The sequence below is a fragment of the Streptomyces sp. NPDC059853 genome (genome assembly GCF_042731495.1).
Lineage (GTDB): Bacteria > Actinomycetota > Actinomycetes > Streptomycetales > Streptomycetaceae > Streptomyces.
This window is the reverse complement of sequence record NZ_JBHWJL010000150.1, coordinates 1-11,914: the sequence shown is the minus strand read 5'-3', so window position 1 is coordinate 11,914 and position 11,914 is coordinate 1. Positions and strand designations below refer to the sequence as shown.

General features: G+C 71.6%; 11 protein-coding genes. All 11 read right to left on the bottom strand.

The genetic code is table 11. The features are described from left to right. A partial coding sequence (gene pgi, locus ACFV5N_RS16940) for a glucose-6-phosphate isomerase (RefSeq protein ID WP_385599982.1) occupies nucleotides 1-1,613 on the bottom strand: 1,613 nt, incomplete at its 3' end. A gap of 91 nt (nucleotides 1,614-1,704) precedes the next feature. Next, nucleotides 1,705-3,432 (bottom strand): LamG domain-containing protein, encoded by a 1,728-nt coding sequence (locus tag ACFV5N_RS16935; RefSeq protein ID WP_385599976.1) that lies wholly within the window; start codon nucleotides 3,430-3,432, stop codon nucleotides 1,705-1,707. A 127-nt stretch (nucleotides 3,433-3,559) separates the two neighbouring features. Further along, the gene (locus ACFV5N_RS16930) at nucleotides 3,560-3,895 is read right to left on the bottom strand and encodes an RNA polymerase-binding protein RbpA (RefSeq protein WP_019433819.1); all 336 of its coding nucleotides are present in this window, start codon (nucleotides 3,893-3,895) and stop codon (nucleotides 3,560-3,562) included. Nucleotides 3,896-4,023: 128 nt separating this feature from the next. Continuing rightward, nucleotides 4,024-4,248: a preprotein translocase subunit SecG gene (gene secG, locus ACFV5N_RS16925; protein ID WP_019433818.1), complete on the bottom strand. Its 225-nt coding sequence runs from the start codon at nucleotides 4,246-4,248 to the stop codon at nucleotides 4,024-4,026. Between the two features lie 132 nt (nucleotides 4,249-4,380). After that, the gene (gene tpiA / locus ACFV5N_RS16920) at nucleotides 4,381-5,154 is read right to left on the bottom strand and encodes a triose-phosphate isomerase (RefSeq protein WP_385599973.1); all 774 of its coding nucleotides are present in this window, start codon (nucleotides 5,152-5,154) and stop codon (nucleotides 4,381-4,383) included. Nucleotides 5,155-5,157: 3 nt separating this feature from the next. Then, nucleotides 5,158-6,360, bottom strand: coding sequence for a phosphoglycerate kinase (locus tag ACFV5N_RS16915; RefSeq protein WP_385599970.1), 1,203 nt, complete (start codon nucleotides 6,358-6,360; stop codon nucleotides 5,158-5,160). Between the two features lie 190 nt (nucleotides 6,361-6,550). Continuing rightward, a complete protein-coding gene (gene gap, locus ACFV5N_RS16910) occupies nucleotides 6,551-7,555 on the bottom strand; it encodes a type I glyceraldehyde-3-phosphate dehydrogenase (protein WP_385599967.1) in 1,005 nt (334 codons plus the stop codon). A gap of 152 nt (nucleotides 7,556-7,707) precedes the next feature. After that, entirely contained in the window at nucleotides 7,708-8,685 is a 978-nt protein-coding gene (gene whiA, locus ACFV5N_RS16905; RefSeq protein WP_019433814.1) for a DNA-binding protein WhiA, read from the bottom strand. Next, nucleotides 8,676-9,698, bottom strand: coding sequence for a uridine diphosphate-N-acetylglucosamine-binding protein YvcK (gene yvcK, locus ACFV5N_RS16900; RefSeq protein ID WP_385599979.1), 1,023 nt, complete (start codon nucleotides 9,696-9,698; stop codon nucleotides 8,676-8,678). Before yvcK ends, whiA begins: the two co-directional genes overlap by 10 nt. 55 nt (nucleotides 9,699-9,753) lie before the next feature. Next, nucleotides 9,754-10,695: an RNase adapter RapZ gene (gene rapZ, locus ACFV5N_RS16895; protein ID WP_385599965.1), complete on the bottom strand. Its 942-nt coding sequence runs from the start codon at nucleotides 10,693-10,695 to the stop codon at nucleotides 9,754-9,756. Between the two features lie 83 nt (nucleotides 10,696-10,778). After that, on the bottom strand, nucleotides 10,779-11,914 hold a 1,136-nt coding region (gene uvrC, locus ACFV5N_RS16890; protein WP_385599962.1), incomplete at its 5' end, for an excinuclease ABC subunit UvrC.

The following is an 11,914-nucleotide window of genomic DNA, read 5'->3' as shown; positions in this document are numbered from 1 at the left end:
TCCCGGTACCGGGCGACGAGGGCCCCGGTCGAGGCGTCGAGTCCCGGCACCTCGGCCCCCTCGGTGAGGGCGGGCTCCACCCGCTTGGCCAGGACCTTGCCCAGCTCGACCCCCCACTGGTCGAAGGAGTCGATGTCCCAGACGGCGCCCTGGACGAACACCTTGTGCTCGTACAGGGCGATCAGCTGACCCAGCACGGACGGGGACAGCTCGGTGGCCAGGATGGTGGTGGTGGGCCGGTTCCCGGGGAAGGTGCGGTGCGGCACCAGGTCCTCGGCGACGCCCTCCGCCCGGACCTCCTCGGCGGTCTTGCCGAAGGCGAGCGCCTGGCCCTGGGCGAACAGATTGGCCATCAGCGGATCGTGCTGCGCGGCGAGATCGGGCGCCAGCTCGGCGACGGGCCGGGCGAACCCGATGAGGTCGGCGGGGATCAGCTTGGTGCCCTGGTGCAGCAGCTGGAAGTAGGCGTGCTGCCCATTGGTGCCGGGGGTGCCCCAGACGACGGGCCCGGTCTGCCAGCTGACCGGCTCGCCCTGCCGGTCCACCCGCTTGCCGTTGGACTCCATGTCCAGCTGCTGGAGGTAGGCGGTGAACTTCGACAGGTAGTGGCTGTAGGGCAGCACGGCGTGCGACTGGGCGTCGTGGAACGCCCCGTACCAGACGCCGAGCAGCCCGAGCAGCAGTGGAACGTTCTCCTCGGCGGGCGCGGTGCGGAAGTGCTCGTCGACCAGATGGAACCCCCGGAGCATCTCCCGGAACCGCTCGGGGCCGATCGCGATCATGAGCGAGAGCCCGATGGCCGAGTCGTACGAGTAGCGCCCGCCGACCCAGTCCCAGAACTCGAACATGTTGTCGGTGTCGATGCCGAACTCGGCGACCTTGCCGGCGTTCGTCGACACCGCCACGAAGTGCCGGGCGACGGCGGCGGCGTCCCCCCCGAGACCGTCGAGCAGCCAGCGCCGCGCGGAGGTGGCGTTGGTGATGGTCTCGATGGTGGTGAACGTCTTGGACGCGACGATGAACAGGGTCCGCGCCGGATCGAGGTCCCGCACCGCTTCGTGCAGATCGGCGCCGTCCACGTTGGAGACGAACCGGAAGCCGATGTCCCGCGCGGTGAACGGCCGCAGCGCCTCGTACGCCATGGCCGGTCCGAGATCGGAGCCGCCGATGCCGATGTTGACGACGGTGGTGATCCGCTCCCCGGTGTGTCCCTTCCACTCCCCCGACCGCACCCGGTCGGCGAAAGCGGCCATCTTCTCCAGCACGGCGTGCACGGCGGGGACGACGTTCTCGCCGTCCACCTCGATGACGGCCTCCCGCGGGGCGCGCAGCGCGGTGTGCAGGACCGCCCGGTCCTCGGTGGTGTTGATGCGCTCGCCCCGGAACATGGCGTCCCGCAGCTCGGCGACCCCCCGGGCGGCGGCCAGCTCGCGCAGCAGCCGCAGCGTCTCGTCGGTCACCAGCTGCTTGGAGAAGTCCACATGGAGATCACCGACATCGAGGGAGTACCGCCCCGCCCGCCCGGGATCCTCGGCGAACAGCTCCCGGAGCGACACCTCCCCCACCGCGCCCCGGTGCTCCCCGAGCGCGCGCCACTCCCCCGACCGGTCCACCCTGCCACGACGCCCGGCGCCGTTGTTGTTCTCTGTCACCCGGCCCAAGCTAGCCGATCACCCCGAACGACGGCGTGCCGCCCGTCCGTGTTCACGGCTGGCTGACCCAGTACAGCTGACGGGCCTGGTAGTCGGAGAAGTTGCGGTCGTAGAAGCGCAGGTCATCCACCTGTCCTGCCAGATGCCGCGCCGTTCCGGCGGTCCCGTCGGCAGCGCCGATGGTGACCCGCCCAGTCGCGGTGAACCCGGCCCCGACGGAGACGGTGCCGACCTTCTCCCCGTTCAGGTGCAGCCGCAACTCCCCGCTGTGCGCGTCGAACACCCCGATGACATGGGTCCACTCGGTGGGATCGGCGGCATCGGGTCCAGCGGCGAGCCGGATGACCTCGGCATCGGGGGTGTCCTGGGCGGCGCGTCGGACGGACCATCCGTCGTCCTCGTCGTACCCGAGGGCGATCCCGGGCTGGTGGGCGCCGTTCTGCGCGATCAGTACGGCGTCCTGGTCCGCGTTGCCGAGCCGGACCCAGCCGGCGACCGTATGGGAGCGCGCGGTGTCCAGCACGGGCCGGTCGGTGGCGGCGTACCCGCTCACCCCGTCCAGTTGCAGCACGGTGTCCTTGCGGGCGGGCACACCGGGCCGGGCATCCCCGTGGAGGGTGGCCAGGACCGGCTCGCTCCGCCCCACGAGGGCGGTGGCACCGGGGCGTTCTTCCAGGGACCACACCATCTTGGCCGCCCGGGCGCCCCCGTCGAGGGGCTGCCCTGTGGTGACCAGCGTTACCTGATCGGCGGTCAGGGCGTAGTCGTAGAAGCGGACCTCGTCGAGATCGCCACGGAAGTGGTCCCGGTACGTACTGACATCGAGCGCCGCGCCGAGGACGACCGGCCCCCGCAGATCCTCGGGGGTCGTGAACGGCACCGAGCCGGCGGCCCGGCCGTCGAGGTAGAGCAGCAGTTGCCCCGACTCGGCGTCGTGGACCCCGGTGACATGGGTCCAGACGCCTCGCGCGGCGGCTTCGCCCTGCCCGGCCTCGACACGGGCGGCGCCCCTGCTGCTGTCGGCGGCGAGGGAGAAGCCCCAGCCGTCCTCTCCCGGCCGCACGGTGAACTCGATCCCGCTGCCGCGAGGGCTGCCCTGCGACACGGGCACCATGGGCTGCTGGACTCCCTCCTCGGGAAGCCGGGCCCAGAAGGCGACGGAGAAGCTGTGGGAGGTGTCCACCGCGGGGTGCGTGGTGGCGGCGTACCCCTCCGGGCCGTCGAACCGCGCCCCGTCACCGCTGACGCCGGGGGTACCGAGGGTCACCCGGCCGCGCACCACGGCGCGCCGGGGCTCGGCCTCCGCGGTGAGCGCGGGGGCGTCGGCGGACTCGGTCATCTGCCAGATCAGCCGCGGCGACTCGCCGGAGTCCACTTTCACCACGTAGTGGCGCGTCGCAGAAGCGTTCTTGGTGCGCGAGGTGTCGAAGGCCCGTGCACTGATGACGTGCACACCGGGCTGGTCGGGCGTGAACAGAACGGTCCTGGCGGCGCCGGCCACGGTGCGCAGGCTGCCGCGTTCGGAGGGGTCGCTGTTGATCCCGTACCAGAAGAGGTCGGCCTCGGGATCAGGGGAGCTGATGGTGACATAGCCGGGCTTGCCGTCCCCGTCCCACCAGGGGTCGAGAGGATCGGAATCAACGGCCTCGGGATACTGCGCCACCGAGATCACCGGCGGCACCAGTTGCCCCTGTTCCGCCGTGCGGTCCTCCGCCGACGCCACCGCGGACCCGGCCGTCGGACCGAGTGCCAGGGCAGCGCCCAGCATCAGAATCAGCACCGCGCGGGCTGTCGGACCCGCCCCCACCCCATACGTCACACGCCGCGACCACATGAACAGCCATCGTAAAGATGATCAGCACATGTGTCCATAGCGTAAAGGAGCTTTCACCGCCTGTGCGCGGGGCTCAGATCTCGCCGCGCAGCTTTGCCAGGGCCTCCGCCAGGATGGCCTCGCCGTCCGCCGCGCTTCTGCGCTCGCGGACGTAGGCCAGGTGGGTCTTGTACGGCTCCGTGCGCGGTGGGGCCGGCGGGGCCTCGCGTTCGGGGCCGGCCGGGAAGCCGCAGCGCTGGCAGTCCCAGGTGTCCGGGATCTGCGCGTCGCTGGCGAAGCTCGGCTGTGTCTCGTGTCCGTTGGCGCACCAGAAGGAGACCCGCAGCCGTGGCGCGGATTCGCCCCGCTCGGCCTCGCCCATCGGCCCCGCGCCGACCCGGCTGCCCCGGATCGCGTTGCCACCTGCCACTGTCGTAACTCCCTGCCTCACTACACGTGCTAAGAAGTCGCCTCAGTCTATGCAAGGCTCAACGCACGTCCAGTGTCCGAGTTACGACGGACCGGAACCGTCCCCGCCGGCGCGGGGACGTGCGGTGGTCAGGATTTCATCTGCAGGCCGAGCAGCACGATGATCACAAACCAGATGAGCCCGACGATCACGGTGATCCGGTCAAGGTTGCGTTCGGCGACCGACGATCCGCCCACCGAGGACTGCATGCCGCCACCGAACATGTCGGAGAGGCCGCCGCCCTTTCCCTTGTGCATGAGCACAAGCAGCCCCAACAGGAAGCTGAAGACGATCAGGGCGATCTGGAGCGCCAATTCCACGACTGGGACCAACTCTCTCGGACGGATGGACACACACAATGTACAGGGCGTCGGGGGCCGGGTGGAGACGCAGGACGTCACCGGTCCGGCCCCCGGACAGGGTATCGCTAGTGCACGGCCGGACCGTTACTGATCGCGGAACCTGACGATCTTGATGAACTCCTCGGCGTCCAGCGCCGCACCGCCCACCAGAGCGCCGTCCACATCGGGCTGCGCCATGATCGCGGCCACGTTGCCGGACTTCACCGAGCCGCCGTACTGGATGCGGACGCCGTCCGCCAGCTCCGCGTCGTACAGCTCGGCCAGCCGGGCGCGGATCGCCCCGCACACCTCCTGCGCGTCCTCGGGGGTCGCGACCTCACCGGTGCCGATCGCCCAGACCGGCTCGTAGGCGATCACGATGCTCGCCGCCTGCTCGGCCGGGATGTCCGCCAGGGCACCGTCGAGCTGCGCCAGGGTGTGGGCGACCTGCCCGCCCGCCTTGCGGACGTCCAGCCCCTCGCCCACGCACAGGATCGGGGTGAGCCCGTACCGGTAGGCGGCCTTGACCTTGGCGTTGCAGGTGGCGTCGTCCTCGCCGTGGTACTGGCGCCGCTCGGAGTGGCCGATCACCGCGTAGGTGCAGTTCAGCTTGGCGAGCATGGCGCCGGAGATCTCACCGGTGTAGGCGCCGGAGTCGTGCGCCGAGATGTCCTGCGCTCCGTACTTGATCTTCAGCTTGTCGCCGTCGACCAGCGTCTGCACCGAGCGCAGATCGGTGAACGGCGGCAGCACGGCCACCTCCACCGCGTCGAAGTCCTTGTCGGACAGGCCGAAGGCCAGTTTCTGGACCTGGGCGATGGCCTCGAGGTGGTTGAGGTTCATCTTCCAGTTGCCCGCCATCAGCGGGGTGCGTGCCATGGTTCAGTCCTCCAGTGCGGCGAGGCCGGGGAGGGTCTTGCCCTCCAGGTATTCGAGGCTGGCGCCGCCTCCGGTCGAGATGTGGCCGAACGCCGTCTCGTCGAAGCCGAGGATGCGCACCGCCGCCGCCGAGTCACCGCCGCCGACCACCGTGAAGGCGGGCGAGTCGAGCAGCGCCTGGGTGACACCGCGGGTGCCGGCCGCGAACTCCGGGTGCTCGAAGACACCCATCGGGCCGTTCCAGAAGACGGTCGCGGCGTCCGCCAGCTTGGCGGCGTACAGTTCGGCGGTGCGCGGGCCGATGTCCAGGCCCATCACACCCTCCGGGATGGCGTCCGCCGGCACCACGACCGGGTGCGCGGGCGCCTTGGTGGCGAGGTCGGGGAACGCCTTGGCGGCCACCACGTCCACCGGCAGCACGAACTCCACGCCCCGCTCGGCGGCGCGGCGCAGGTACTCGCGCACCACCGGCACCTGGTCCTCCTGGAGCAGCGAGTCGCCGACCTCGTGGCCCTGGGCCTTGAGGAAGGTGTACGCCATGCCACCGCCGATGAGGATCCGGTCGGCGCGCTCCAGCAGATGGTCGATGACCCCGAGCTTGTCGGAGACCTTGGCGCCGCCGAGGACCACCGCGTACGGGCGGCGCACGTCCTCGGTGAGCTGCTTGAGCACACCCACCTCGGTGGCGATCAGCCCGCCGGCCGCGTGCGGCAGCCGGGCCGGGAGGTCGTACACGGAGGCGTGCTTGCGGTGCACGGCGCCGAAGCCGTCGCCGACGTAGGCGTCCGCGAGGGCGGCGAGCGCGTCGGCGAAAGCGCCGCGCTCGGCGTCGTCCTTGCTGGTCTCGCCGGGGTTGAAGCGCAGGTTCTCCAGCAGCGCCACCTGGCCGTCGGCCAGGTCCGCCACGGTGGCGCGCGCGCTGTCGCCGACCGTGTCGGAGGCGAACGCGACCGGGGCGCCGAGCAGTTCGCCGAGCCGCGCGGCGACCGGGGCGAGGGAGTACGCCGGCTCGGGCGCGCCCTTGGGACGGCCGAGGTGGGAGGCGACGATGACCCGGGCGCCGGCCGCGGCCAGCTTCCGGATCGTCGGGACGGCGGCCCTGATCCGGCCGTCGTCGGTGATCTTCCCGCCCTCCAGCGGGACATTCAGATCGGCGCGGACGAAGACCCGCCGCCCGGCGACCTGGAGATCGTCAATCGTCTTCATACGTGTGATGCGCTCCTCGTGAGGCGGGGCCCGTGCCGGAGCCGGTGACCGGGCCCGGACCGCGCGCAGGGCCCGCGCCGCGCGTGGTGCGCGGTTCGCGGGCCCTGCGTGCCGGATCCGGGGCCCGGCCGGCCGGCCGGCCGGTGCCCGTACGACCGCTGTGACCCTGACCGTCGGAACGATCAGCGGGTCACAGGCGCTCGCCGACGTAGACGGTCAGGTCGACGAGGCGGTTGGAGTAACCCCACTCGTTGTCGTACCAGCCGACGACCTTGACCTGGTTGCCCTGGGCGATGGTGAGCTGGGCGTCGAAGGTGCAGGACGCGGGCCAGTTCACGATGTCCGAGGAGACGATGGCGTCCTCGGTGTACTCCAGGATGCCCTTCAGCTCGCCGGAGGCCGCGGTCTGGAAAGCGGCGTTGACCTCCTCGGCGGTGACCTCGCGGTCCAGGTCGACGACCAGGTCGGTGACCGAGCCGGTGGGCACCGGGACGCGCATCGCGATGCCGTCCAGCTTGCCCTTCAGCTGCGGGAGCACCAGGGCGGTGGCCTTGGCGGCGCCGGTGGTGGTCGGGATGATGTTGACCGCCGCGGCCCGGGCCCGGCGCAGGTCGCTGTGCGGGAAGTCCAGGATGCGCTGGTCGTTGGTGTACGCGTGCACCGTGGTCATCAGGCCCTTGACGATGCCGAAGCTCTCGTCCAGGACCTTCGCCAGCGGCGCCACACAGTTGGTGGTGCAGGAGGCGTTGGAGATGACGTCGTGCTGCGCCGCGTCGTAGGCGTCCTGGTTGACGCCCATGACGATGGTGATGTCCTCGTTCTTCGCCGGGGCGGAGATGAGGACCTTCTTGGCGCCGGCGGCCAGGTGCTTGGCGGCGTCGTCACGCTTGGTGAAGATGCCGGTGGACTCGATCACGATGTCGGCGCCCAGCTCGGCCCACGGCAGGTTCGCGGGGTCGCGCTCGGCCAGCGTCTTGAAGGTCTGGTTGCCCACCGTGATGGTGTCGTCGGTGTGGCTCACCTCTTCCTTGAGGCGGCCGAGGATGCTGTCGTACTTCAGCAGGTGGACCAGGGTCGCGTTGTCGGTGAGGTCGTTGACCCCGACGATCTGGACATCGGCACCCTGCTCAAGGAGCGCGCGGAAGTAGTTGCGGCCGATACGGCCAAAGCCGTTGATTCCTACGCGGATCGTCACGAACCGATCTCCTCGTTGGTACGCCGGATGCGGATTCCGGCGATGCTGTATGGGACGTCCCCGACCACAACCGACCCTACCGCGCCCGGACCGAAGGGGTGACATCGGCCGGGGGCGGACGGCAGGAGGCGCGACCGGGCGGGCGGCTGGGGTCAGCCGACCATTTCCTCCGTGAGGTTGGACTCGGTGCCCGGAACCCCCAGGTCCTGCGCCCGCTTGTCGGCCATGGCCAGCAGCCGGCGGATCCGGCCGGCGACCGCGTCCTTGGTCAGCGGCGGATCGGCCAGCGCGCCCAGCTCCTCCAGCGAGGCCTGCTTGTGCTCCATGCGCAGCCGGCCGGCCGCCGCCAGGTGCTCGGGGACCTCCTCGCCCAGGATCTCCAGCGCCCGCTGCACCCGCACCCCGGCGGCCACGGCGGCGCGCGCCGAGCGGCGCAGATTGGCGTCGTCGAAGTTGGCCAGCCGGTTGGCGGTGGCCTTGACCTCGCGCCGCATCCGGCGCTCCTCCCAGGCGAGCACCGACTCGTGCGCCCCGAGCCGGGTCAGCAGCGCGCCGATGGCGTCACCGTCCCGGACGACGACGCGGTCCACGCTGCGCACCTCGCGGGCCTTCGCGGCGATCTGGAGCCTGCGGGCGGCGCCCACCAGGGCCAGGGCGGCCTCCGGGCCCGGGCAGGTGACCTCCAGGGAGGAGGAGCGGCCGGGCTCGGTCAGCGAGCCGTGGGCCAGGAAGGCGCCGCGCCAGGCCGCCTCCGCGTCGCAGGTGGCCCCGGAGACCACCTGGGGCGGCAGGCCCCTGATGGGGCGGCCTCTGCCGTCCACCAGGCCGGTCTGCCGGGCGAGCTGATCGCCGCCGGCCACCACCCGCACCACGTAGCGGCTGCCGCGCCGCAGCCCGCCGGGGGCCATCACCACCAGGTCGGAGGAGTGTCCGAAGATCTCCAGGATGTCCCGGCGCAGCCGCCGGGCGGCGATGCCGGTGTCCAGCTCCGCCTCGATCACGATCCGCCCGCTCACAATGTGCAGGCCGCCGGCGAACCGCAGGATCGACGACACCTCCGACTTGCGGCAGCAGGTGCGGGTGACGGGGAGCCGTGAGATCTCGTCCTTCACCGCGGCCGTCATCGCCATGGGCCGATCCTTCCATGCATACGAAAAATCCGGTCATACGCGGCGGCCAGCAGCTCCGGGTCGTGCCGTGCGGAGCCACCGCCGGTCAGCGGATCCCCGACGGCGGCCACCGGGGCCAGCTGGACGGAGGCCCCCAGTCGCTCGGCCGCCAGTCGCAGGCTCTCCTGGTCGGGGACCGCCGCCCGGTCGGCCAGCACCACGTCAAAGGCGAGTTTAGGGGCGTGTTGTACCAAAACCTCCACATGACGCTGCGGGGAGAAGCCATCAGTTTCGCCGGGTTGGGGTGCGAGGTTGAGCGAGAGCACCCGGCGCGCCTTGGTCCGGGTGAGGGCGTCCAGCAGTTCGGGCACCAGCAGATGGGGGATCACCGAGGAGAACCACGAACCCGGGCCCAGGATCACCCAGTCCGCGTCCAGCACGGCCTGCACCGCCTCCGGGACGGCCGGCGGATCGTGCGGCACCAGCACCACCTGGAGCACCTCGCCCGGGGTCAGCGCGACGGTGGCCTGGCCGCGCACCCGGCTGAGGGCCTGCGGGCGCCGGATGTCGTGGCCGCGCACCAGGGCTTCCAGTTCCAGCGGGACGGCCGACATCGGCAGCACCCGGCCGTGCGCGCCCAGCAGTTTGCCGACCAGGTCGAGCGCCTGCACATGATCGCCCAGTTGTTCCCACAGCGCGACGATCAGCAGATTGCCGACCGCGTGGTCGTGCAGCGCGCCCTCGCTCTTGAAGCGGTGCTGCACCACTTCGGACCAGGTGCGCCCCCAGTCGTCGTCGCCGCACAGCGCGGCCAGCGCCTTGCGCAGGTCGCCCGGGGGCAGTACGCCGAGTTCGTCGCGCAGCCGGCCGCTGGAGCCGCCGTCGTCGGCGACGGTGACCACGGCGGTCAGATCGCCGGTGATGCGGCGCAGCGCGGTGAGTGAGGCGGACAGGCCCATGCCGCCGCCGAGGGCGACCACCTTGGGCTGGGCGCCGCGCCGCCCCGCGCGGCCGGTGCGGCCGATGCTCCGCATGACGGTGCGCCGGCGCTCGGGGTCCCGGCCCTGCCGGGCGGCCTTGCGTGGCATGTTATTCGCGTCCCATGTCCCGGTGTACGACGACGGTTTCGATGCCTTCGGCGGCCAGCACCTTGGCGAGCCGTTCGGAGACCGCCACCGAGCGGTGCTTGCCGCCGGTGCAGCCGACGGCGATGGTCACATAGCGCTTGCCCTCGCGGCGGTAGCCGGCGGCGACCAGGTGGAGCAGGTCGGCGTAGCGCTCCAGGAACTCCTTGGCGCCCGGCTGGTTGAAGACGTACCCGGCCACCTCCTCGCTGGTGCCGGTGAACGGCCGCAGCTCCGGCACCCAGTGCGGGTTGGGCAGGAAGCGGCAGTCCACGACGTGGTCGGCGTCCACCGGCAGGCCGTACTTGTAGCCGAAGGACATCACGGTGGCGCGCAGTTCGGGTTCGTCGCCGCTGGTGAACTGGGCGTCCATCTTGGCGCGCAGTTCGTGGACGTTGAGGTTGGAGGTGTCGATCACCAGGTCGGCGTCGCCGCGCAGTTCGCGCAGCAGGTCGCGTTCGGCGGCGATGCCGTCCACGATCCGGCCGTCGCCCTGGAGCGGGTGCGGCCTGCGGACGGATTCGAAGCGCTGCACCAGGGCGTTGTCGGAGGCTTCCAGGAAGACGATGCGCCGGGTGACGGACTTGGTGTCGAGGTCGGCCAGGGACTCCCGGAGGCTGTCGAAGAAGCTGCGGCCGCGGACGTCCACGACGACGGCGATCCGGGCGACGTTGCCCTGGGAGCGGGCGCCGAGGTCGACCATGGTGGGGATGAGGGAGGGCGGCAGGTTGTCGACGACGAACCAGCCGAGGTCCTCCAGGCACTTGGCGGCGGTGCTGCGGCCGGCTCCCGACATCCCGGAGATGATCACGAGTTCGGGGGTGGGGCCGGTCTCCTCGCCGGCGGCGGCGGTGGCCGCGGCCGCGGTGGGGTCCGGCTGTTCTTGGGCTCTGCTGTGTGCGGTCATGGTCTCTCTTCCCCCGCCGTGTGGTGTGTGGTGTGTGAGTGGTGCGGTGGCCCGGCGTACGCGGCCGGGCCGGCGCGGCCGGCTCAGTCCTCGATGATCTCGCCGGTCGCCGTGTTGACGGCCGGTGCGGCGGGACCGCGCTCGGTGAGCGCGGCGAGCACCGTCTCGGCCGTCTTGCGGCCTATGCCGGGGACCTCGCAGATCTCCTCCACCGAGGCGGCGCGCAGCCGCTTGACCGAGCCGAAGTGCTTCAGAAGTGCCTTCTTGCGGGTCTCGCCGAGCCCGGGGACGGTGTCCAGCGGGCCCTTCTTCATCGATTGTGCCCGCTTGCCGCGCTGATAGCGGAGGGCGAACCGGTGCGCCTCGTCCCTGACCCGCTGGAGCAGGTACAGGCCCTCGCCGGCGCGGGGCAGGATCACCGGGTCGCTGTCGCCGGGCAGCCAGACCTCTTCGAGCCGCTTGGCGAGGCCGCAGACGGCCACGTCGTCGATGCCCAGCTCGTCCATGGCACGGCGGGCGGCGGCCACCTGGGGGGCGCCGCCGTCGACCACGACCAGCTGCGGCGGGTAGGCGAAGCGCTTGGGGCGGCCGTCCTCGTCGCGGTGGGCGTCCGGGCGCGCGGCGGCCGGCTCCCCGGCCCCGGCCTGGCCGTTCTCCGGGGGCTCGGGGCCCTCCGGGGACTCCTCGACCCAGCCGCCGCTCTTCTCCTTCTCCCGCAGGTAGCGGCGGAAGCGCCGGGAGATCACCTCGTGCATGGAGCGGACGTCGTCCTGGCCGGAGAAGCTCTTGATCTGGAACCGGCGGTACTCGCTCTTGCGGGCCAGGCCGTCCTCGAAGACGACCATGGAGGCGACGACGTCCTCGCCCTGGAGGTGGGAGATGTCGAAGCACTCGATGCGCAGCGGTGCCGAGTCCAGGTCCAGGGCCTCGGCGATCTCCTCCAGGGCGCGGGAGCGGGTGGTCAGGTCGGAGGCGCGCTTGGTCTTGTGCAGCGCGAGCGCCTGCTGGGCGTTGCGCTGGACGGTGGCCATCAGGTCCTTCTTGTCGCCGCGCTGCGGGACGCGGAGGCTGACCCGGGAGCCGCGGCGTTCGCTCAGCCAGTCGGTGAGGGCGTCGGCGACCTCGGGGAGGGCGGGGACCAGGACCTCGCGGGGGACGCCGCCGCTGCCGCCGCCGGTGGCCCCGTCGCCCCATTCGTCGCCGTAGAGCTGCTGGAGGG